The following is a 21,298-nucleotide window of genomic DNA, read 5'->3' on the forward strand; positions in this document are numbered from 1 at the left end:
GGTTTTCAGTCCTTTCCGGCGCGTTCCTTCCGCCGTTCCTGGAAGAGCAGGCTCAACCTCCCCATCTTGCTCCACTGCGTGACAACGGCCATGGTTACCAGCGCGGCGGCCGTGTGCGCGTACAGCATCAGGTGCAGCGAATGCGGGGCCGCAGCGTCCTGGGAGCCGGGTTCGGCCGGCGGAGCTCCCGCATCATGCCCGTGCCCCGGCAGCGGGACGCCGGAAGAGATCGAGAAGGCGGCGAAGGCCAGGTGCAGGAGCTGCTGGGCAAGTCCGGCCGCCAGTAGGATTGCCCAGGCCGGGAGCTGCCGGGGCCCGACCATGGACGCGGCCATCCCGAGCAGCGCAGCCAGGGCCAGGACGATCAGGACCGCCGGGGACTGGCCGCCCGACGCCACGTGCGCGGCCCAGGCAGGTCCGGTTGCAAGGGGACCTGCCAGCCAGACCGGGGCGCCGCTCCCCGTGGGCACCGGGTGCCGGGGGTTGTGCATGTGGTTCCCCTGTCCGTTGAGGTCTGTCCCTGCCTCCTGTCCTACCCATTCTGCAGCCCACGCATCCATGGGCTGCAGGGAAACTGCGGCAGATGGCTGTCGAGCTGTTGACTTGGTTCTTGTTAGCGCTCACAATTAAGACCAGGCCGCGATGTTGCGGCAGCTATTGGAGGAACATTCTTATGAACGCAGTGGACGGCTCGGACGTCTTTGTCATCGGCGTGGACTACGGGACCCTTTCCGGCCGTGCCGTCGTAGTGCGGGTGCGGGACGGCAAGGAGCTCGGCAGCGGCGTGTTCGACTACCCGCATGCAGTGGTTACCGATGCCCTGCCCCGGGACGCGGCAGGGGGCGGGGCAAGCGTCCGGCTTCCGGGCGAATGGGCGCTGCAGGTGCCGAACGACTACCGGGATGTCCTGCGGAATGCCGTTCCCGCCGCCGTCGCGGACGCGGGGATCGACCCGGCCGCCGTCGTCGGAATTGCCACGGACTTTACCGCCTGCACCATGGTGCCGGTGAAGGCCGACGGTACCCCGCTGAACGAACTGCCCGGCTTTGCGGACCGGCCGCACGCTTATGTCAAGCTCTGGCGCCACCATGCGGCGCAGCCGCAGGCAGACCGGATCAACCAGCTGGCCGCCGAGCGCGGGGAGGAGTGGCTGCCCCGGTACGGTGGGCTGATTTCCTCTGAATGGGAGTTCGCCAAGGGCCTGCAGCTGCTGGAGGAGGACCCCGAAGCGTACGCCGAGATGGACCACTGGGTGGAAGCGGCCGACTGGATCGTATGGCAGCTCTGCGGCCGGTATGTCCGCAACGCCTGCACGGCCGGCTACAAGGGGATCTACCAGGACGGGCGCTACCCGTCCGAGGACTTCCTGGCCGCCCTGAACCCGCAGTTCAAGGACTTCGTCAGCAGCAAGCTCGAGCACACCATCGGCCGGCTGGGCGACGCCGCCGGATACCTCACGGCCGAAGCGGCCGCGTGGACGGGGTTGCCGGAAGGGATCGCCGTTGCAGTGGGCAACGTGGATGCACACGTCACTGCCCCGGCAGCAAGGGCGGTGGACCCCGGCCAGCTGGTGGCGATCATGGGCACCTCCACCTGCCACGTCATGAACGGCACCGAGCTCCACGAAGTCCCGGGCATGTGCGGCGTGGTGGACGGCGGCATCGTGGAGGGCCTCTGGGGCTACGAGGCCGGCCAGTCCGGCGTCGGCGATATCTTCGGCTGGTTCACCAAGTACGGCGTGCCGCCCGCGTACCACCAGGCCGCCGAGGCCGCGGGCCTGGGGATCCACGAATACCTCACCGAGCTCGCCTCATCCCAGGCCATCGGGGAGCACGGCCTGATCGCCCTGGACTGGCACTCCGGCAACCGCTCCGTCCTGGTGGACCATGAGCTCTCCGGCATTGTGGTGGGCCAGACCCTCGCCACCAAGCCCGAAGATAACTACCGCGCCCTGCTCGAAGCCACCGCCTTCGGTACCCGCACCATCGTGGACGCTTTCCGGAACGCCGGCGTCCCGGTGAAGGAATTCATCGTTGCCGGCGGGCTGCTCAAGAACAAGCTCCTGATGCAGATCTACGCGGACGCCACCGGGCTGCAGCTGTCCACCATCGGCTCGGAGCAGGGCCCGGCGCTCGGGTCCGCCATCCACGCCGCCGTCGCCGCCGGGAAGTACGCTGACATCCGGGCGGCCGCCGCCGCCATGGGAGCGGAGCCGGGCGAGGTGTACACCCCCATCCCGGAAAACGTGGCAGCGTACGACGAACTCTTCCAGGAGTACAAGACCCTGCATGACTACTTCGGCCGGGGAAGCAACGACGTGATGCACCGGCTCAAGGCCATCCAGCGCAGGGCGGCCGGCCCGCTCCCGGGTTCCCCGGCAGTCACAACCCAGGTCGCCGAGGAGGTGTCCGCATGAGCCCGGAAATCCTCGGGACCATTGCGCGGATCCGGGAAGAGGTCTGCGCCCTGCACGCCGAGCTGACCCGCTACGAACTGGTGGTGTGGACAGCGGGCAACGTCTCCGCCCGGGTACCGGGCCATGACCTGATGGTCATCAAGCCGTCAGGCGTGTCCTATGACGCCCTGACGGCGGAGCAGATGGTGGTCACCGACCTGTACGGCGTTCCAGTGGCGGGCAACGACGACGGCGAGTGGGGCAATCCCGCGCTGTCGCCGTCGTCAGACACGGCCGCGCATGCCTACGTGTACCGGCACATGCCCGAGGTGGGCGGGGTGGTGCATACGCACTCCACCTACGCCACGGCCTGGGCCGCCCGCGGGGAGGCCATCCCGTGCGTGCTCACCATGATGAGCGACGAATTCGGCGGGTCCATCCCCGTGGGGCCATTCGCGCTGATCGGCGACGATTCGATCGGCCACGGCATCGTGGAGACGCTAAAGAACTCGAACTCGCCCGCGGTGCTGATGCAGAACCACGGTCCGTTCACCATCGGCAAGGATGCCACATCGGCGGTGAAGGCGGCGGTGATGTGCGAGGAAGTGGCCCGCACCGTCCACATCTCGCGGCAACTGGGTGAGCCCGTGCCCATCGACCAGGGCCACATCGACTCGCTCTACGCCCGCTACCAGAACGTCTACGGCCAGTAACAGCCGGTCAGCAACACCCCGGGCAACAGCGCCCGTTCCCACGAAACTTTTCCAGGAGAACCCATGAGCACTGCAGCAAACACCTCCCTCGACGGTTACGAGGTCTGGTTCCTCACCGGCAGCCAGCACCTCTACGGCGAGGACGTCCTCAAGCAGGTGTCAGCCCAGTCGCAGGAAATCGCCAACCAGCTCAACGCGTCGTCCGCAGTGCCGGTGCGCATCGTCTGGAAGCCGGTCCTGACCGACTCGGACGCCATCCGCCGCACCGCCCTCGAGGCCAACTCGGATGATTCCGTCATCGGCGTGACCGCCTGGATGCACACCTTCAGCCCCGCCAAGATGTGGATCCAGGGCCTGGACCTGCTCCGCAAGCCGCTCCTGCACCTGCACACCCAGGCCAACCGGGACCTGCCGTGGGCGGACATCGACTTTGACTTCATGAACCTCAACCAGGCGGCGCACGGTGACCGCGAGTTCGGGTACATCCAGTCCCGGCTGGGCATTGCCCGGAAGACCGTGGTCGGGCATGTCTCCAACCCCGAGGTGGCACGCCAGGTGGGCTCCTGGCAGCGCGCGGCCGCCGGCTGGGCCGCCGTGCGGACCCTGAAGCTGACCCGCTTCGGCGACAACATGCGCAACGTCGCCGTCACCGAAGGCGACAAGACCGAGGCCGAGCTGCGCTTCGGCGTCGCGGTCAACACGTGGTCCGTCAATGAGCTCGCCGACGCCGTGCACGGCGCTGCCCAGTCCGACGTCGACGCGCTGGTGGCAGAGTACGAGGACCTTTACGACGTGGTTCCGGAGCTCCGCGCAGGCGCAGCCCGCCACGAGTCGTTGCGGTATGGCGCCCGGATCGAACTGGGACTGCGGAGCTTCCTGGAAGCGAAGGGCTCCGCCGCTTTCACCACCTCCTTCGAGGACCTCGGAGCGCTCCGCCAGCTTCCCGGCCTGGCTGTCCAGCGGCTGATGGCTGCCGGTTACGGGTTCGGCGCCGAGGGTGACTGGAAGACCGCCATCCTGGTCCGCGCCGCGAAGGTCATGGGCGGTGACCTGCCCGGCGGGGCCTCCCTGATGGAGGACTACACCTACCACCTGGAACCCGGCGCGGAAAAGATCCTGGGTGCGCACATGCTGGAGGTCTGCCCGTCGCTGACCGCAGCGAAGCCCCGGCTTGAAATCCACCCGCTGGGCATCGGCGGCAAGGAGGACCCGGTCCGCCTGGTGTTCGACGCCGATGCCTCCCCGGGCGTCGTCGTCGCCCTGTCCGACATGCGGGACCGCTTCCGCCTGGTGGCCAACGCCGTCGACGTGGTGCCGCTGGACCAGCCGCTGCCCAACCTGCCCGTGGCACGCGCCCTCTGGCAGCCCAAACCGGACTTCGCCACCTCCGCCGCCGCCTGGCTCACCGCCGGCGCCGCGCACCACACCGTCCTGTCCACCCAAGTGGGCATGGACGTCTTCGAGGACTTCGCGGAGATCGCCAGGACGGAACTGCTCACCATCGACGAAGGCACCACCATCCGCCAGTTCAAGAAGGACCTGAACTGGAACGCCGCGTACTACAAGCTGGCCGGCGGCATTTAGGCTGCACGCCCGGGCAGGACAGACACAGCAGGCTCCGGGGGCAGTAGCCTCCGGAGCCTGCTGTGTCTGTCCGCGGTTCGGCGGTCAGCCGTCAGTGACCGAAATGCGCGCGGGGCGGACCTTCCGGAAGCCGTTCCAGGATGTCCTCGGCGATCCTGCGCACCTTGATGTTCCGGTGGCTGGACGCTTTGGCAAGGATCGAAAAGGCCTCATGGTACGAGCACCTGTTCTGCGCCATGATTACACCGCAGGCAACATTGATCGACGTGCGGCTGTCCAGCGCGGAGCGCAGGTCTGAAGCCATGGAGCGGGCCGTGTGCAGGTCGATGGCCATCTGCAGGCTCTTGGCTGCCAGGCCGGCGAAAGCGCGGGCTTCGGCGATGACCTGGAGCGGGAACGCCTTCGCGTCCTGGGCAAAAAACGCCAGTGCTGCGGGAGTTTCCTGTGCCCCGGCGTCATCGTTGCCGGCACTGCTGTTCACCAGCAGCCGCACGCCCAGCACGCTGCCGAATCCGGCCAGCTGGAGTTGGTTGCAGTAGTGCGGCCAGCGGAAGTCCCCGTTGCGCTGGAGCACGGCCACGGGCTGGCCGCCGGTCAGCACCTCGCACACCGGTCCTTCCGCCGCCTGGTGCTCCCATTCCAGCAGTTTCACCACGTCGTCGGAGGTGCCGGTGATGGCGGGTGCCCTTTTGGGCTGGTGCACCACCACGCCGCACTCGATCCGGAGCCCTGCCGTCCGGACCACCGACTGTGCGGAGGCGGTCACCAGCCGGTTGAGGGACTCTGCCAACGAGTCCGTGCCCGTGACCAGATCCAGCAGGAGGCCCGGGTTTCCGTTGTCCTGGGGCTTGGCGTCCCGGGATCCTTTGTCCGGGTGAGGGGCCATTCCGACGGCAGGAGCCGGGCGGGCGGTGTGGGTCCTCGGAGGAACAAGAGGGCCGGCGACGGCTGGGGGAGAGGCCTTGGTCTCAAAGGCCTCCTCGTCGCCGGCCCCGCTCATTACCCGTGTCCGTCGGACCGGGAAGCCTGAGCTTATGTGTCGTGCATGCATTGCCAGTCTCACACCCCCTCGTGAGCAAGTACCGCGAGCCAGAACACGTCTTGTCTCTGAGATGAACTTAGTTGGGCGGCAGCGGGCGGTGAACGCGTAGGAGGTACTCGTTTTTGAGATTAGGTACTACTTGGTTTTGGGTGCCGATTACTTGCTTTCGGTGTTGCCGCAGGTGGGCGGCCCGGACCTCTCAGTCGGGAAATTAATGCCGCCCTTCCGATTCGCGTCACCCGACCGCTTGACTCGCGAAGCACGAGCACCAACAATTATTTCTATAACGTTGTAAATCAGAAGTGAGGATGTTTCGTGACCCCAGCAGAACCAGCCGCGGCGAAAATCACCATGGACCCTGCTTTCGCGGTGGGACCGGTCCGGCGGCGCACTTTCGGCGCCTTTGTGGAGCACCTCGGACGCTGTGTGTACACCGGCATTTTTGAGCCGGAGCATCCGACGGCGGACAGCGACGGGTTCCGGAAGGACGTCCTGGAACTGACCCGGGAACTGGGGATTTCCACCGTGCGTTACCCCGGCGGAAACTTCGTGTCCGGCTACCGCTGGGAAGACGGCGTGGGCCCGGCGGAGAAGCGCCCCGTGCGACTGGACCTTGCCTGGCACTCGAGCGACCCCAACCTGGTGGGTGTTGACGAGTTCGCCAAATGGTCAGCCAAGGCTGGCATCGAAACCATGATGGCCGTGAACCTCGGCACGCGCGGCACCCAGGAGGCGCTGGACCTGCTGGAGTACTGCAACATCGACGGCGGGACCGCCCTGTCCGACCAGCGCAGGGCCAACGGTGCGGAGAACGGCTACGGCATCAGAATGTGGTGCCTGGGCAACGAGATGGACGGGCCCTGGCAGATCGGGCACAAGAGCGCGCAGGAATACGGACGGCTGGCGGCAGACACCGCGCGGGGCATGCGGATGATCGACCCCGACCTCGAGCTCGTGGCCTGCGGCAGCTCCGGTCCCACCATGAACACGTTCGGGGAATGGGAACGGGTGGTGCTCACGGAGACCTACGAGCTGGTGGACTTCATTTCGGCGCACCAGTACTTCGAGGACTTCGGCGACCTGCAGGAATTCCTCTCCGCCGGCCATCGGATGCAGGCGTTCATCCATGACATTGTGAGCCACATCGACCATGTGAAGTCGGTGAAGAAGTCCACCAGGCAGGTGAACATCTCCTTCGACGAGTGGAACGTCTGGCACATGAGCCGGGACGCATCGAAGCCTCCCACCGGTAAGGACTGGCCCGTGGCCCCCGTCCTGCTCGAGGACACGTACACGGTGGCGGACGCCGTCGTCGTGGGTGACCTGCTGATTACCCTGCTCCGCAACACAGACCGTGTCCACTCCGCCAGCCTGGCGCAGTTGGTGAACGTCATTGCCCCCATCATGACCGAGCCGGGCGGGCGTGCCTGGAAGCAGACCACCTTCCATCCCTTCGCACTGACTTCCCGGCATGCCTCCGGCACCGTGCTGCAGCTCGCCGTCGAGTCCCCGCTGCTAAGCGGCGGCAAGACCGCAGCCTTCGCCGCGGTCTCCGCCGTCGCCACCTATGATGCCGAGAAGGGCGAGGCCGTGGTGTTCGCCGTCAACCGCTCGGCAACGGACGCGCTGCGCCTGGACGCCGTGGTGTCCGGGCTGGGCCCGGTGCGCGTCGTGGAGGCCGTCACCTACACGAACAAGGACCCGTACTGGCAGGCCACCGCTGATGATTCCACCTCCGTGCTTCCCACCGAGAACGTCACGGCAAAGGCCGACGGCGGCCGCCTCACCGCCGAGTTGCCTGCTGTGTCCTGGTCCATGATCCGGCTGGCCGTGGGCGGGTAACCTGCCTGGCCGGACCACGCCCGGCGGGGTGCCCGATGCAACAATCCGGCACCTCGCTGACGCCCCTGCCAACCTCTGGGAGGATGGACGGCATGGAATTGCACATCACGGGCGACCCCGCCGCGGACAAACTCTTGAGCGAGGACGACTTCGCCCTGCTGACCGGCATGCTGCTGGACCAGCAGGTGACCATGGAATCCGCGTTTGCCGGGCCCGAAAAGATCAAGACCCGGATCGGGTCCATGAAACCCGAAGCCATCGCCGCCCACGATCCGCAGGCCTTCGTGGAAATGTTCAAGGAACGGCCGGCCGTCCACCGTTTCCCCGGTTCCATGGCCGCGCGGGTGCAGGCGCTCGCCGAGGCGGTGCAGAGTGAGTGGGACGGCGACGCCGCCGCGATCTGGACCAAGGGCGGTCCGGACGGTGCGGAAGTGCTCCGACGGCTGAAGGCCCTGCCGGGGTTCGGTGAGCAGAAGGCGAAGATCTTCCTTGCCCTGCTGGGTAAGCAGCGCGGACTTCAGGCGCCGGGCTGGCGTGAGGCCGCCGGGCACTACGGCGAGGAGGGTGCCTACCTGTCCGTCGCGGACATCGTGGATCCCGAGTCCCTGGTCAAGGTGCGCGCCAGCAAGCAGGCCGCCAAGGCGGCAGCGAAAGCGGCGAAGGCCAAGGACTGACCCGCCCGCGGACCGCCGTCGGGGGAAGGGATCGGAAGCCGGGGACTCCCTTGTGACGGGCGGTTCCCGTGCGGAGGCCTTTCTCTGCAACGATGTATCCCGGAAACCGGCGGAACCACACGAAGGAGCCAGACATGGCGGTCACCATGAACGACGTAGCGAGGGCGGCGGGTGTGTCGCTCAAGACGGTCTCCAACGTCCTGAATGACTACGAGTTCATCCGCCCTGCCACCAAGCAGCGGGTCCAGGACGCCATCGCCGAGCTGGGCTACGAAGCGAACCTCACCGCACGGAGCCTGCGGTCCGGAAAAACCTCCATGCTCGGCCTGGTCCTGTCCGATCTCTCCGCGCCCTACTACGCCGAGCTCGCGTCAAAACTGATGAAGGCGGCCGCGCAGCGCGGTTACCGCGTCCTGGTGGAACAGTCCGACGCCGAAGGCAGCGTGGAATTGAATGCCCTGCAGGGGCCGTTCCGGCAGCTCACCGACGGCCTGCTGTTCACCCCGCTGGCCATCGACGCCGATGCGGTTGCCGCCCGGGTGGGAAAGAAGCCCCTGGTGATGCTCGGTGAACACATCGTTGATCCGCGCTTTGACCTGGTCACCATGAAGAACCGGGAAGCTGCGGCTGCCATCACTACCCACCTGCTAAACAGCGGCCGCCGCCGCGTTGCGGTGATCGGTGCCCATCCCGGGGAGTCAACCGGCAGTGCCGGGCTGCGGCTCAACGGTTACCGGACGGCGCTGGAGGAGGCGGGGGTCCCGTTTGATCCGGCCCTGGTGGCCCCGGCAAGCTGGCGCCGCGACAACGGGGCAACCGCCCTGGCAGGGCTGCTCGACGCGGGCGTCCGCTTCGACGCCGTGTTCGGCCTCAATGACGTGCTGGCGCTCGGCGCCCTGCACGAGCTGCAGATCCGTGGAGTCAGGGTTCCGCAGGACGTTGCCGTGGCAGGCTTCGACGACATCGATGAAGCCCGGTTTGCCTCGCCCTCCCTCACCACCGTTTCCCCGGGCATGGATGAAATTGCCGAACGCTCCATCGGCCTGCTCCTGGACAGGATCGCAGGGAACGAGACCGCCGCCACGGGCGTGCACGTGGAGGCCGGCTTTCAGCTGAAAATTCGCGAATCCGCACCCTAGGATCCACCCTGCAGGTTTCGCCGGCGCCACAGGCGGGTACGGATTTGGCACCGGTTCAACAAGAGAAAGGTGCCTCCATGATTGCTCTTCTTGTCATCGACATGCAGAACGCGTACTTCGAAGCACCGGAGCTGGCGGCCCGGCAGGAGCAGCTGGTCGCCTCCTGCAACAGGCTGGTGGAGGGGTTCACGTCCAGCGGCCACAAGGCATTGCTGGTGGGCACGGAGCACGAGCGGGACAAGTCCACCTGGACACTGAACATGCTCGACGACGACCAGGGCTTCATCTTCCGCGGCAGCAAGCAGGCCGAGGCTGTTCCCGGCCTGGCCAAGGATGGCCTGCCCCAGTTGAACAAGACCCGTGACAGCGCCTTTGTGGGGACCAACCTGCTGTCCCGGCTGCGGAACTGGGGCGCGGACGAGGTGGTGCTGGCAGGGGTCTCCACCCACAACTGCATCGCCCAGACCGGGGCAGACGCCTTCGCCCACAACATCCGGGTCACCTACGCCGAGGATGCCATGGCCTCGGAAGACAACCAGGACGCAAAGGACATGCTGCGCATCCTCTCCACCAGTTACCGCCAGCCGGTCCAGTCCACCGACGAGATCCTCGCCCGCCTCAGTGAGGCAAAGTAGGCCGCTGATGGGGAAGGGCACGTAGAGCCCCGGATTACACCCCCGAAACGTGGCCGAAACGTTCGGCACCTACTGTGGGTCCCACGCCGTCCGCAGGCCGTTGAAGGGGACCCTCATGCATCTGATGCCACGTGAGCAGGAAAAGCTCATGATCGTGGTGGCCGCCGACCTCGCCCGCCGGCGCCAGGCCCGCGGCCTCAAGCTCAACTACCCCGAGGCTGTGGCCATCATCAGCTACGAGCTGATCGAAGGCGCCCGGGACGGCCGCACCGTGGCTGACCTGATGAGCTACGGCACCACGCTGCTGGCCCGTGACGACGTGATGGAGGGCGTGCCCGAGATGATCCACGACGTCCAGATCGAGGCAACCTTTCCGGACGGCACCAAGCTCGTCACCGTCCACGATCCCATCCGCTAAAGGGGCAGGCCATGATTCCAGGGGAGTACATTCTTCGCCCCGAGCCAGTGACGGCCAACGCCGGACGCGATGCGATCGAAGTTGCCGTCACCAACACCGGCGACCGGCCCGTGCAGGTGGGGTCCCATTTCCATTTCGCCGAGGCGAACGCCGCCCTCACCTTCGACCGGGACGCCGCGTACGGCCGCCGGCTGGACATTCCCGCCGGAACTGCCGCCCGCTTTGAACCGGGGGACTCCCGGACTATCCGGCTCATCGAGTTGGCCGGCACCCGGGAAGTGTACGGACTCAGCAACGCCGTCAACGGCCCGCTGACAGACGCGAAGGCGGGAGACAAATGAGCTTCGACATTCCCCGGCGGCAGTACGCCGACCTGTACGGCCCAACGACGGGCGACAAAGTCCGCCTGGCCGACACTGAACTGTTCCTCGAGATCGAGAAAGACCTCACCGTGTACGGCGAGGAAGTGGTGTTCGGCGGCGGCAAGGTAATCCGGGACGGCATGGGCCAGAACGGCCAGGCCACCAGGGATGGCGCTGGTTCCGACGAAGACGTCCCGGACACCGTCATCACCAATGCCGTGATCCTCGACTACACCGGCATCTACAAGGCCGACGTGGCTATCAGGGACGGCCACATCTTCAGGATCGGCAAAGCCGGCAACCCGCAGATCACCGACGGCGTGGACATCGTGATCGGCGCCAGCACCGAAATCATCGCGGGGGAGCGGAAGATCCTCACCGCAGGCGGCGTGGATACGCACATCCACTTCATCTCCCCGGACCAGGTGCCCACCGCACTGACCAGCGGCATCACCACCATGATCGGCGGCGGCACCGGCCCTGCCGAAGGCACCAAGGCCACCACCGTCACGCCCGGAAAGTGGCACATCCAGCGGATGCTGCAGGCGGCGGAGGGGCTCCCCGTCAATATCGGCCTGTTCGGCAAGGGCCACGCGTCCGCCGTCGAACCCCTCGCCGAGCAGATCCGTGCGGGTGCCATCGGGCTCAAGGTCCACGAGGACTGGGGCTCAACGACCTCCTCCATCGACACCTCCCTGAAAGTGGCCGACGAATACGACGTCCAGGTGGCCATCCACACCGACACCCTCAATGAGTGCGGCTTCGTGGAGGACACCATCCGCGCCATCGACGGCCGGGTCATCCACACCTTCCACACCGAGGGCGCCGGCGGCGGGCACGCCCCGGACATCATCAAAATCGCCGGGATGCCCAATGTCCTGCCGGCCTCCACCAACCCCACGCTGCCCTACACCCGCAACACCATCGAAGAGCACCTGGACATGCTGATGGTCTGCCACCACCTCAACCCGGACATTCCGGAGGACGTGGCCTTCGCCGACTCCCGGATCCGGGCCGAAACCATCGCCGCCGAGGACGTCCTGCAGGACCTGGGCATCTTTTCCATCACCTCCTCCGACTCGCAGGCCATGGGCCGCGTGGGCGAGGTGATCACCCGCACCTGGCAGGTGGCGGACAAGATGAAGAAGCAGCGGGGTGTGCTGGAAGACCCCCGGGGGGACAGTGCTGCCGGGGTCCACGGTTCGGCGGGCAGCGATAACTTCCGCCTCAAGCGCTACGTGGCCAAGTACACGATCAACCCGGCCATCGCGCAGGGCATCGCGGACTCCATTGGCTCCGTGGAGGAAGGGAAATTCGCCGACCTTGTCCTCTGGGATCCCGCGTTCTTCGGCGTCAAACCGGAGCTCGTGATCAAGGGCGGGCAGATCGCCTACGCGCTCATGGGCGACGCAAACGCCTCCATCCCCACACCGCAGCCCCGGACCATGCGGCCGATGTTCGGCGCGTACGGGAAGGCCGTGCAGCAATCGTCCATCACGTTCCTGTCCCAGGCGGCCATCGACGCCGGCGTCCCCCAAGAGCTGGGGCTCGGGAAGGTCATCCGGCCCGTTTCAGGGATCCGCACCCTCACCAAAGCGGACCTGAAATACAACGACGCCACCCCGGACATCCAGGTGGACCCGGAAACCTACCAGGTAACGGTCGACGGCGAGGACGTCACCTGCGAGCCGTCCGACGTCCTCCCCATGGCCCAGCGCTACTTCCTCTTCTAGATTTCCGGAGCCCACATGATCATCGACAAAGTCCTCGGCAACCTCCATGAACTGCCCGCGACCGACCTCGCCGCCTACGCCGGCCTGCACCAGGAAAAAGTGGTGCTGCCCAGCGCCCAGCTGGTCAAACGGGTCCAACGCGCAACGACGGACCACGGCAAGGAAATCGGCATCCGGCTGCCCTCCGGCTCCGGTGACCTCCGCGACGGCGACATCCTGCATGTCGAGGACTCCAACATGATCGTTGTGTCCGTGCTGCCCACCGACGTCCTTGTCATCGCACCCCGGTCCATCCACGAAATGGGCGTCGTGGCCCACGCCCTCGGCAACCGGCACCTCCAGGCCCAGTTCTTCGACTCGTCGTCAGAGTACGAAGCCGACGTCATGGTGTGCGCCTACGACCACACCGTCGAGGACTACCTTCGCCACGCCGCCGTGCCCTACTCCCGGCAGGAACGCGTCATGCCTGTTCCTTTCCGCCATGCCGAGCATTCGCATTAATTCCTCGCCTTCGGCGACCGGGTGCGCCTTGGGGGCTTCGGCGGGAGATAGGGGCCGTGCCCGCTTCGCGGTGCCCACCACGCCGCGGCCCCTATCTCCCGCCTCCGCCGATTCGAAAGGTCACCTTTCGTCGAGGTGGGTGACATGACTTACCAGTTGGCTTTGCAGCAGCTCACTGACTCGGCGCTTCCCACTGGGGCCTTTGCGCACTCTCTTGGGTTTGAGACTTATGTCGATGCCCGTGTTGTCTCTGATGAGGCTGGTTTTGGAGTGTGGCTCGGTTCCTTTATCTCGCAGTCGCTTTCTTACTCTGATGGGCTTGCCATTCGGTTCTTGTATGAGGGCGGGGACCTGGAGGAGTTGGATGCTCTTTTGTCTGCTTCGCTGTTGCCTCGGCAGGTTCGGGAGGCTTCCGTGAAGATGGGGCTCCGGTTGCTGGAGATTGGGGGTGAGGTGTTTCCCTCGGATGAGCTCGCATCCTACCGGGAGCTGGTTTCCGGTGGCCGGGCTGCGGGGCATCAGCCGTTGGCGTTCGCCGTTGTCGCCCGTTCACTCGGCGTGCCGCTTCCGGAGGCGCTCGCCGCCTATCTTTTTGCCACCGTCACGTCGCTCACCCAGAACGCCGTCCGGGCCATCCCGCTCGGCCAGAACGCCGGCCAGCGGCTCCTGCGGCAAGCGGCCGACGACGTTGCTGCCGCCGTCGAACGGATCGCCCACCTCACGCCGGACGACTTCGGGGCCGTGACGCCCGGACTGGAAATTTCGCAAATGCGGCACGAACGCCAACGTGCCCGGATGTTCATGAGCTGACTGTGCTTGTGAATTCTAAGGAGGACACATGTCTGAACCCATCAAGATCGGCATCGGCGGACCCGTCGGCGCAGGCAAGACCCAGCTCGTGGAGCGCCTCACCCGCCACATGAGCGGCGAAATCTCCATGGCTGCCATCACCAACGACATCTACACCATCGAAGACGCCAAAATCCTCGCCGCCAATGGCATCCTCCCCGTGGACCGGATCATCGGCGTCGAAACCGGCGGCTGCCCGCACACCGCCATCCGCGAAGACACCTCCACGAACACCGCCGCCATCGAGGAACTCAAAGCCCGCCATCCCGACCTGCAGGTGATCTTCGTCGAATCCGGCGGTGACAACCTCTCCGCCACCTTCAGCCCCGAACTCGTCGACTTCTCCATCTACATCATCGACGTGGCCCAGGGCGAAAAAATCCCCCGCAAAGCCGGCCAAGGCATGATCAAGTCCGACCTCTTCATCATCAACAAAACCGACCTCGCACCCCACGTCGGCGCGGATTTGAAGGTAATGGAGCGGGATTCGCGGGAATTCAGGGGCGACAAACCATTTTGCTTCACCAACCTCAAAACAGACGAAGGACTCGACGCCGTCATCAAATGGGTTCGGCGGGACGTCCTGATGCTCGACCTCGCGTCATGACTCCAAGCAGTTCCGTCGTCGTCTCACCGTGGGCGGCGCCCGCGGATGAAGGGGGCCGTGCCCGCTCCGCGGTGCCCGCCACGCCGCGGCCCCCTTCATCCGCGACCGCTCATCGCCCAGAGAGAGGGCGGTTGGAGCTTGTCCTGAGTGAGCGGGGCGGAAGGACTATTGCCCGGAGCCAGTTTCACGAGGGCGCTCTTCGTGTTTTGCGGCCGCATTATCTCGATGACTCGGGCCAGGTCTGTTATGTCGTGGTAAATCCTGGCGGGGCTTATCTTGGGGCTGATCTTTTTGTGCTGGATGTTGAAGTCGGTGAAGGTGCCTCGCTCCTCCTCACTACCCAGTCCGCCACGAAGGTGTACCGGACTCCCGGGTCTTTTGCTGAGCAGCGGATGACTGTCCGGCTGGGGGAGGGGGCGCGGTTGGAGCTCATGCCCGACCAGCTCATCGCCTACCGGGAGGCGAGCTACCGGCAGCGGACCTCCGTTGTTCTGCGGCCGTCGTCGTCGCTGGTCATGGCTGAGGTGGTGACCCCGGGCTGGTCGCCGGACGGGGCCGCCTTCCGGTACGAGGAAGTCCGGCTGCGCAACGAGATCCGGGTGGAACCCGACGGCGACGGCGGGACGTCTGAACTCCTGGCGCTGGACAACCTGCTGATCCGGCCGCCGTCGGGCGATGTCACCGGGCTCGGGTTCATGGAGGGCTTCAGCCACGTGGGGTCCCTCGTGGTGGTGGACGCCCGCGTGGACCAGGCGCTCGCCGATGAACTGCACCTGATCGCCACCGGATTCGATGCGTTGACCGGCATTTCCCTGACCCGCGCCGTCGCGGGTACTTCCGGCCTGGTGCTCCGCGCCCTGTCCAACAGCACCGGGGAACTGAACCTCCTTCTTTCGGCCTGCGCCAACCTCCTGCGGGAACGCTGGCACGGGCAGGCACCGTTGAACCTGAGGAAGCATTGATGACGGCCATCACGGACATCGCCGCCTACTACCGGCAGCGGGAAGCACTGCCGGTGCGGACGCGCCTGATGTTCACCTTTGGTGCGGTGGCCGCGCTGCATGCGGCCGCCGTCGTACTCCTGCTCGCAGGGAACGCCGGTGCGGCCGGTGCGCACGCGCTCACGTGGGGCCTGGTCCTGACCGCCTACCTGGCGGGCGTGAAGCACAGCTACGACTGGGACCACCTGGCTGCGATCGATAATTCGACGCGGAAGTTCGTGGCGCAGCGGCAGGACCCTGTGAGCGTCGGCTTTGCCTTCAGCCTGGGGCACAGCTCCGTGGTGACCCTGGCCGGGGTGCTGGTGGTCGCCGGCGCCGGCGTTGTGGGCGGGTTCATGCAGGACGGGTCCGCGGGCAACCTGGTGCTCGGGTTGATCGGGAGCGGCGTTTCCGGCGTGTTCCTGCTGGCGATGGGCCTGTTCAACGGGTCGGCGTTCGCCAGGTCGGCGCAGGCCTACCGCCGGGCCCGCAGCGGCGCAGCAATCAGTCCGGCGGACCTCGAACAGCAGGGGCTCGTCGCGCGGCTGCTGGCCAGGCCACTGTCCAGGGTGCGTCGGCCAAGGAACATCTACGTGATCGGCTTCCTGTTCGGGCTGGGCTTCGACACCGCCACCACCATCGGGCTGCTGATGATGACGACGGCGGCGTCCCTTGCCGGGGTGCCGCCCTTCGCCCTGCTTGCGCTGCCGCTGGCGTTCACCGCCGCGATGACGCTGTGCGATTCGGTCAACGGCATGGCGATGATGCGGATGTACCGCTCCGCCCTGGACCACCCGCAGCGCACGCTCGGTTTCAATGCCTTGGTGACGGGCCTTTCCGCCGTGTCGGCGCTCTTCATCGCAGCCATCACCCTCGGCGGGTTCGCCCATGCCGCCTTTGGGCTGGATGACCCGGTCACCGCCTGGCTGGGCGATATCGACCTGGGCGAGGCAGGGCTCTTGCTGGTTGCGGCCTTCCTTGCCGTTTGGGGCGGGGCGGTCCTGCGGGCCGGCCGTGGCATCGGAAGGCGGGCTGCCGGCCCGGAGGCCGGCAGCCCGGGCTCCAGTTGCCCGTGAAAACCCCGAGGCGCAAAGGGTCAATTTTCGGCAGGGCGAGGATGGGAACGTGGGTCGTTTGATGATTGTGACGCGACCAGTTGCTTCTATTGCAACAGCTCGGAGACGGGCTGATCACGCGGAAAATGGAGGCTTAGATCACATTCGGGGCGGGAAAGCGGCCGATCCTCCGTTGTCTTTCTGGCACAATACTTACCAGCCTCCCCTAGGGGATTCCGGTTGACCGCCGGTACTCCTGCCCACCCGCCATCCGGTACAGAGACAGGACAAAGATGTTCGAACACTCAAAAGAAGAGCACCCCGTGCGCCACAGAACTGCCCGCCGACTGACGGCGGGCGACTGCATCATCGTGGATAAGAACGAACTGCGGAAGGCGCAGGTAGGCGCTGGGGTAGGCAACTTCATCGAGTGGTACGACATCGGAGTCTACGGCTACCTGGCCGTCGTCATGACCTCCGTGTTCACCGAGGGCATGGACGAACGCATGGGCCTGCTGGTCACCCTGCTCGGTTTCGCTGTGTCCTTCATCGTTCGCCCCCTGGGTGGAATGATCCTCGGGCCGCTGGGTGACAGGATCGGCCGGCGCAAAGTGCTCTTCTTCACGATGGCACTGATGGCCGTGGCCACAACCGGGATCGGCATGCTCCCCACCGCCGGCGAGGTGGGCCTGTGGGTCATCATCCCCCTGTACCTGCTCAAGATGCTGCAGGGTTTCTCCACCGGCGGCGAATATTCCGGTGCCGCCACCTACATCTCCGAGTTCTCGCCCGACCGCAACCGCGGGTATATGGCCTCCCTGCTGAACTCCGGCTCAATGCTCGGCTTCGCTGCCGGTGCCAGTATGGTGGCCGCGACCACCGCCATCACCACGTCCGCGTGGGGTGACAGTGCAATGCTGGACGGCGGCTGGCGCATCCCGTTCCTGATCGCCCTTCCCCTGGGCATCGTGGCGATTCTGATGCGGCTCCGGCTCCCGGAATCACCCAGCTTCGAGGCCGCCCACGCAAAGGCCGGAACCGAAGACGTTGACCCCATCTTCGTCCGGCACAACCTGCCGAACATCTTCAAGCACTACTGGCCGCAAATCCTGATCGGCTGCTCCCTCGTTGCCGCCGACGGCACGACGGGGTACCTGCTCACCAGCTACATACCCACGTACTTGGAAACCCAGGTCGGATCCGACCCTATGCACACGGCGGTTGCCGCCGTCGTCGTCCTGGTTCTGCTGGCGCTCATGATCCCGCTTGTGGCCCGCTGGTCCGACCGCATCGGCCGGCGCCCCATCTACGCGATGGCCACGATCGGAAACCTGGTCCTGCTGCTGCCGGCCTTTACCCTGATGCAGCTGGGAACGCTGTGGTCCCTGTACCTGGCACTGTTCCTGGTGTCGCTGCCCTCGGCGTTTTTCCTCGCACTGACCGCGGCCGTGATGTCGGAGCTCTTTCCCACGGCCTCCCGGTTCGGATCGGTAGGCGTCACGCACAACCTCGCCATTTCGGTTTTCGGCGGCACCACGCCACTGGTCAGCCAGATCCTCGTTGAGGCGACCGGGAACCTGTACGCTCCCGCGTTCTACGTGATGTTCTTCTCGCTGGTGGCGCTGTTTGCCTTGCTGAAGATGCGGGAGTCGGCGTCCCGGCCCCTGCTCGGGTCAGTGCCCGTGGTTGCCAGCCGCGAGGAGGCGGACGAACTGGTCGCCCGGCAGGACACTGATGAGCGCATCGATACCGCAACCATGCTGCTCGCGCCTGCCCCTGAGGTTCGCGAGGCTGCCGGGGCGCGCTAGCAGCCTCAGGCGGCGATCCTACCCCTGCCGCTGCGGTGTGGCCGCTTCCGCGCCGCGGCGCGTTCCGGGGTCCGCGAACCCAGCAGGACCTGGCCGCCGTCGGGCACGGTGCTGTCCGCGTGCACGTGGACCCCGTGCTCAATGAGGACCCCGGAACCAATGCGCGAGTGGCTGCCGATGTGTACCCGGCTTCCAATCACCGTCGCACGGCCGATGCGCACGCCGTCACCCACCACCGTCCGTTCGCCGATCCTGGCTTCACGGTCAATCCAGCTCCCGTGGCCGATCCGGCAGCCGGGACCGATCTGTGCGCCCTGCTCCACGTACGTCATGGCGCCGATGCGGGCGCTTTCGGCCACGACCGCCCCGGGCGCCACGAGGCCCCCGCCGTTGCCGTGACGGACGTAGCGGGTGACCTTCCCGGCGTCGTCCTCAACAGATACAAACTTCCCGTTCATTCAATCCCTCGTTTACGCGCGGGTAACTTACCGAACATTCAGTTAACGGTTGAGAACCCACAGGGATTCCCGCGCGGCCGCAAGGAAAATCAGCCCACGGGTGGTGCGGTAACGCCGTCCTCCTGCCCGGTCTCCTCTTCCTCTGTCAGCTGCAGGACCGTGCCCTGGTAGGCGGGCAGTTCGAGGAAGAAGCTGTGCAGGTCATCCACCTGGCCAACGGCATCGCCGGTGAACAGGTCGTGGACTGCAGCCCCGGGCACCAGGTGGCTGGACTGGATGCTGCCCGCAATGTCCTGGTCGGAGAAATTCAGCACCGTAACGCCCAGTGCGCCGTTGTTCAGCCGGACCACCATCACCAGCAGTCCGCGGTTGGAGACGTCCGGTACATCCAGCAGGGCGCCTGTGGCGATGCCGCTTTCCTCGCGGACCGCCAGGATCCGCTGCAGGCGCCTCGCGAAGGAGGACGGGTTCTGCAGCTGCTCGGGGAGCGGGCCGTACAGGCTCCGGGCCCGGGGCATACCGGCGGAGGAGGTTACCGCGTCCGGGCTGGTGCCCATGATGTCGTGCGCACCGCGGTTGATCCAGCGGGTGTCACCCTGGGCGGTGAGTTCTGCGACGCTCTTGCGGTCCAGTGCCATGATGCCGGCCAGGTCCCAGCCGGAGAGTGCGAAGACCCCGGGCTGGAGCGCGTTGTACATGGCGAGGAGGATGTGGACATCCAGGATCCGCGCCTCCTCTTCCGGGGTCACCGCTTGGGGGTCCTTGATGCCCAGCGCGGCCATGATGAAGCTGACCGACGTGCAGGCGATGCCGTTGGTGGTGAACAGGGCGTTGTAGGGGGCGTTCTCCCCGGTCAGGCGCTCCCGCATGGTTTGCTGCACCTGTTCGGCGACCTGGGCGCCCGTCAGTTCCTGCCCGTTGAGCTCGAAGATCTCATCCCGGTGCCCTGCGGCAAAGTGCATCAGCTCGTACGTCAGTTCGTCATGGTTCTGCAGGGCGTGGACCAGCGATGCCTGGTCGACGCCGATTTCCATGGACAGCTTGAGCGTCAGCCGCAGGAACTCGGTATCGGCGGTGACCAGCGCGTAGTGGTAGGCCGGCCGGGTGATGAAGTCGTAGGAAAGGTCCGGGCCCGCCTCGGACGTCGCCTTGATGTCGTCGATGGTCAGGTTCAGCTCCTGGAAGGAGAACCCGCCCACCTTGCGGATCATGGAGCCGATGAGCTGGTTGGCTGCCTCGGACAGCGGATGCCCCTCGGACCAGCCCGGCTGCTCCTCGGCGCTCTTTTCCACCCCGAGGAAGCCGTTGGCATCCAGCCGCAGTGCGCCGGTGCCCAGGTCCACCAGGGAATGCAGTGCGTCCCCCACCACGAGGCGCATCCCGGCGAACGTCGGATCCAGCCAGTTGATGGACGGCTGGCCTGCTTTGAAGTAGTGGAGGTAGACCCAGCGGCGGGTCTTTCCGGTGGTGTCCACGATGGGCCGGGTGGCGCTCCAGTTGGTTTCCTTGACGCCCGGTTCGTAGAAGATCACCCGCTGCAGCCGGCCAATGATGTACCCGGCCTTCTGCAGGGCCTGCTCGGAATCGGGGCTCAGGTTGACGGAGTCCTGCCCCTCGGGGACGTCCGGCAGGAGGTGCCAGTCCTCCTCCGGGATATCCACCATGTGGTAGATGCCCGGGTAGTCCCGGAAATTCATTTCGGCCAGGCGGAAATCAGCTCCCTTGCCGGTGTGGCCGGGAACGATGTCATCGATGATGGTTCCGCCGTGTTCCGCGGCGACCTCGCACATCCGGCGGAACTCATCCTCGGTTCCGAACACCGGATCGATCGCCATGCTGATCCGGTCGAAGTGCCCGTCCACGCTGGGCGTCTGGGACCAGCCGCTGATGCCTCCGGCCAGTTTCACCGGACCGGTGTGGATGGCCCGGATGCCTATTTCGCTGAACGCTTCCCACATGGCCGGATCGCCCAGGGCCGAGAGGAAGGACTCGGTGGACCTGGTGATGAAGGACAGCGGATAGGCAGTGAACCAGACGGGTGCCCGCTCCACGGCAGCCCGGGGGTTCGGGTGAGCGTAGGAGTTCTGCCACATGCTGGCTTGCCCGGAGAGCTGCCGGGCCAATGTGTTGGCGTCGCCGAGCATCGCCTGGTTCCGCAGCCATTCAACATAGGCCGCATTGCGTCCATCGAATTCGAAGGATGGCCTGGTGGCAAAGTATTGGCGCCGCCGGGCGGTGGGCCTTAGGGCCTTGGGCCGTGCCGGATAAAACTGCTCGTCGAAATTGACGTCCGGGTCCGCTGACGGTTCAGCAGCTGCTTCTTCGTTTTCGCCGGCAACGGTCTCCGCTTCAAAAACATCGTCGCTGGTCATCGGTTCCCGCATTGAGTCCTCTTTCTACAGTTGGTCCCGCGGTCCCAAGGCATACTGCCTGGCCACCCTGCTCATAGTCCAACGTACCCGGGGGCGCGGGGACTATTCGCGCGAACTACGAAACTACCAAG

The 21,298-nt window shown here is 66.0% G+C and carries 20 protein-coding genes; 16 read left to right on the forward strand and 4 right to left on the reverse strand.

The window, feature by feature from the left end; translation table 11 throughout:
- Window positions 1–5: 5 nt before the first annotated feature.
- Complete coding sequence (locus DXK94_RS04350) at window positions 6–491, reverse strand: hypothetical protein (protein ID WP_115524005.1); 486 nt, start codon at window positions 489–491, stop codon at window positions 6–8.
- Between the two features lie 182 nt (window positions 492–673).
- On the opposite strand from DXK94_RS04350, the gene araB reads away from it, so the two are divergent.
- The 3 genes from araB to araA all read left to right on the forward strand — a co-directional run bounded on the left by araB (window position 674) and on the right by araA (window position 4,692).
- Entirely contained in the window at window positions 674–2,416 is a 1,743-nt protein-coding gene (araB, locus tag DXK94_RS04355; RefSeq protein WP_115524006.1) for a ribulokinase, read from the forward strand.
- A complete protein-coding gene (locus tag DXK94_RS04360) occupies window positions 2,413–3,108 on the forward strand; it encodes an L-ribulose-5-phosphate 4-epimerase (protein ID WP_115524007.1) in 696 nt (231 codons plus the stop codon). Before araB ends, DXK94_RS04360 begins: the two co-directional genes overlap by 4 nt.
- Window positions 3,109–3,171: 63 nt before the next feature.
- Window positions 3,172–4,692 (forward strand): L-arabinose isomerase, encoded by a 1,521-nt coding sequence (gene araA, locus DXK94_RS04365; RefSeq protein ID WP_115524008.1) that lies wholly within the window; start codon window positions 3,172–3,174, stop codon window positions 4,690–4,692.
- 91 nt (window positions 4,693–4,783) lie between these two features.
- Here the strand turns inward: araA and DXK94_RS04370 are convergent, their stop codons facing one another.
- Window positions 4,784–5,692 carry an ANTAR domain-containing protein gene (locus tag DXK94_RS04370; protein ID WP_115524009.1) on the reverse strand — a complete coding sequence of 303 codons (909 nt, stop codon included), beginning with the start codon at window positions 5,690–5,692 and terminating at the stop codon, window positions 4,784–4,786.
- A 393-nt stretch (window positions 5,693–6,085) separates the two neighbouring features.
- Between DXK94_RS04370 and DXK94_RS04375 the strand changes: the two genes are divergently transcribed.
- From DXK94_RS04375 to DXK94_RS04435, 13 genes are all read left to right on the forward strand, one after another.
- Window positions 6,086–7,576, forward strand: coding sequence for an alpha-N-arabinofuranosidase (locus DXK94_RS04375; RefSeq protein ID WP_115524109.1), 1,491 nt, complete (start codon window positions 6,086–6,088; stop codon window positions 7,574–7,576).
- 83 nt (window positions 7,577–7,659) lie between these two features.
- Complete coding sequence (locus tag DXK94_RS04380) at window positions 7,660–8,250, forward strand: HhH-GPD-type base excision DNA repair protein (RefSeq protein WP_115524010.1); 591 nt, start codon at window positions 7,660–7,662, stop codon at window positions 8,248–8,250.
- A gap of 134 nt (window positions 8,251–8,384) precedes the next feature.
- Entirely contained in the window at window positions 8,385–9,389 is a 1,005-nt protein-coding gene (locus DXK94_RS04385) for a LacI family DNA-binding transcriptional regulator (protein WP_115524011.1), read from the forward strand.
- A 77-nt stretch (window positions 9,390–9,466) separates the two neighbouring features.
- Window positions 9,467–10,024 carry a cysteine hydrolase family protein gene (locus DXK94_RS04390; protein ID WP_079596783.1) on the forward strand — a complete coding sequence of 186 codons (558 nt, stop codon included), beginning with the start codon at window positions 9,467–9,469 and terminating at the stop codon, window positions 10,022–10,024.
- 115 nt (window positions 10,025–10,139) lie between these two features.
- Entirely contained in the window at window positions 10,140–10,442 is a 303-nt protein-coding gene (locus DXK94_RS04395; protein WP_079596782.1) for an urease subunit gamma, read from the forward strand.
- 11 nt (window positions 10,443–10,453) lie between these two features.
- Window positions 10,454–10,783, forward strand: coding sequence for an urease subunit beta (locus tag DXK94_RS04400; RefSeq protein ID WP_115524012.1), 330 nt, complete (start codon window positions 10,454–10,456; stop codon window positions 10,781–10,783).
- Window positions 10,780–12,537, forward strand: a complete 1,758-nt coding sequence (ureC, locus tag DXK94_RS04405; protein WP_115524013.1) for an urease subunit alpha — start codon at window positions 10,780–10,782, stop codon at window positions 12,535–12,537. The genes DXK94_RS04400 and ureC overlap by 4 nt, the downstream gene beginning before the upstream one ends.
- Window positions 12,538–12,552: 15 nt before the next feature.
- Window positions 12,553–13,038 carry an urease accessory protein UreE gene (gene ureE / locus DXK94_RS04410; RefSeq protein WP_115524014.1) on the forward strand — a complete coding sequence of 162 codons (486 nt, stop codon included), beginning with the start codon at window positions 12,553–12,555 and terminating at the stop codon, window positions 13,036–13,038.
- Window positions 13,039–13,182: 144 nt separating this feature from the next.
- Window positions 13,183–13,848, forward strand: a complete 666-nt coding sequence (locus DXK94_RS04415; protein WP_115524015.1) for an urease accessory protein UreF — start codon at window positions 13,183–13,185, stop codon at window positions 13,846–13,848.
- Window positions 13,849–13,876: 28 nt separating this feature from the next.
- Complete coding sequence (ureG, locus tag DXK94_RS04420; RefSeq protein ID WP_115524016.1) at window positions 13,877–14,494, forward strand: urease accessory protein UreG; 618 nt, start codon at window positions 13,877–13,879, stop codon at window positions 14,492–14,494.
- On the forward strand, window positions 14,491–15,456 hold the full coding sequence (locus DXK94_RS04425; RefSeq protein WP_115524017.1) for an urease accessory protein UreD: 966 nt from the start codon (window positions 14,491–14,493) through the stop codon (window positions 15,454–15,456). Before ureG ends, DXK94_RS04425 begins: the two co-directional genes overlap by 4 nt.
- On the forward strand, window positions 15,456–16,550 hold the full coding sequence (locus DXK94_RS04430; RefSeq protein WP_115524018.1) for a HoxN/HupN/NixA family nickel/cobalt transporter: 1,095 nt from the start codon (window positions 15,456–15,458) through the stop codon (window positions 16,548–16,550). The genes DXK94_RS04425 and DXK94_RS04430 overlap by 1 nt, the downstream gene beginning before the upstream one ends.
- Before the next feature lie 302 nt (window positions 16,551–16,852).
- Window positions 16,853–18,337, forward strand: a complete 1,485-nt coding sequence (locus DXK94_RS04435) for an MFS transporter (protein ID WP_258868427.1) — start codon at window positions 16,853–16,855, stop codon at window positions 18,335–18,337.
- A gap of 5 nt (window positions 18,338–18,342) precedes the next feature.
- On the opposite strand, the gene DXK94_RS04440 is transcribed toward DXK94_RS04435, so the two are convergent.
- Together DXK94_RS04440 and treS are read right to left on the reverse strand one after the other, a co-directional pair.
- Window positions 18,343–18,795, reverse strand: a complete 453-nt coding sequence (locus tag DXK94_RS04440) for a DapH/DapD/GlmU-related protein (RefSeq protein WP_115524020.1) — start codon at window positions 18,793–18,795, stop codon at window positions 18,343–18,345.
- An 89-nt stretch (window positions 18,796–18,884) separates the two neighbouring features.
- Window positions 18,885–21,179 carry a maltose alpha-D-glucosyltransferase gene (gene treS, locus DXK94_RS04445; RefSeq protein ID WP_115524021.1) on the reverse strand — a complete coding sequence of 765 codons (2,295 nt, stop codon included), beginning with the start codon at window positions 21,177–21,179 and terminating at the stop codon, window positions 18,885–18,887.
- Between the last annotated feature and the right edge of the window lie 119 nt (window positions 21,180–21,298).

It is taken from the genome of Arthrobacter sp. RT-1, from assembly GCF_003367205.1.
Lineage (GTDB): Bacteria > Actinomycetota > Actinomycetes > Actinomycetales > Micrococcaceae > Arthrobacter.

Coding starts and splice junctions, on each gene's coding strand:
- DXK94_RS04350 (WP_115524005.1), bottom strand. CDS start 491: ATGCACAACCCCCGGCACCCGGTGCCCACGGGGAGCGGCGCCCCGGTC.
- araB (WP_115524006.1), top strand. CDS start 674: ATGAACGCAGTGGACGGCTCGGACGTCTTTGTCATCGGCGTGGACTAC.
- DXK94_RS04360 (WP_115524007.1), top strand. CDS start 2,413: ATGAGCCCGGAAATCCTCGGGACCATTGCGCGGATCCGGGAAGAGGTC.
- araA (WP_115524008.1), top strand. CDS start 3,172: ATGAGCACTGCAGCAAACACCTCCCTCGACGGTTACGAGGTCTGGTTC.
- DXK94_RS04370 (WP_115524009.1), bottom strand. CDS start 5,692: ATGAGCGGGGCCGGCGACGAGGAGGCCTTTGAGACCAAGGCCTCTCCC.
- DXK94_RS04375 (WP_115524109.1), top strand. CDS start 6,086: ATGGACCCTGCTTTCGCGGTGGGACCGGTCCGGCGGCGCACTTTCGGC.
- DXK94_RS04380 (WP_115524010.1), top strand. CDS start 7,660: ATGGACGGCATGGAATTGCACATCACGGGCGACCCCGCCGCGGACAAA.
- DXK94_RS04385 (WP_115524011.1), top strand. CDS start 8,385: ATGGCGGTCACCATGAACGACGTAGCGAGGGCGGCGGGTGTGTCGCTC.
- DXK94_RS04390 (WP_079596783.1), top strand. CDS start 9,467: ATGATTGCTCTTCTTGTCATCGACATGCAGAACGCGTACTTCGAAGCA.
- DXK94_RS04395 (WP_079596782.1), top strand. CDS start 10,140: ATGCATCTGATGCCACGTGAGCAGGAAAAGCTCATGATCGTGGTGGCC.
- DXK94_RS04400 (WP_115524012.1), top strand. CDS start 10,454: ATGATTCCAGGGGAGTACATTCTTCGCCCCGAGCCAGTGACGGCCAAC.
- ureC (WP_115524013.1), top strand. CDS start 10,780: ATGAGCTTCGACATTCCCCGGCGGCAGTACGCCGACCTGTACGGCCCA.
- ureE (WP_115524014.1), top strand. CDS start 12,553: ATGATCATCGACAAAGTCCTCGGCAACCTCCATGAACTGCCCGCGACC.
- DXK94_RS04415 (WP_115524015.1), top strand. CDS start 13,183: ATGACTTACCAGTTGGCTTTGCAGCAGCTCACTGACTCGGCGCTTCCC.
- ureG (WP_115524016.1), top strand. CDS start 13,877: ATGTCTGAACCCATCAAGATCGGCATCGGCGGACCCGTCGGCGCAGGC.
- DXK94_RS04425 (WP_115524017.1), top strand. CDS start 14,491: ATGACTCCAAGCAGTTCCGTCGTCGTCTCACCGTGGGCGGCGCCCGCG.
- DXK94_RS04430 (WP_115524018.1), top strand. CDS start 15,456: ATGACGGCCATCACGGACATCGCCGCCTACTACCGGCAGCGGGAAGCA.
- DXK94_RS04440 (WP_115524020.1), bottom strand. CDS start 18,795: ATGAACGGGAAGTTTGTATCTGTTGAGGACGACGCCGGGAAGGTCACC.
- treS (WP_115524021.1), bottom strand. CDS start 21,179: ATGCGGGAACCGATGACCAGCGACGATGTTTTTGAAGCGGAGACCGTT.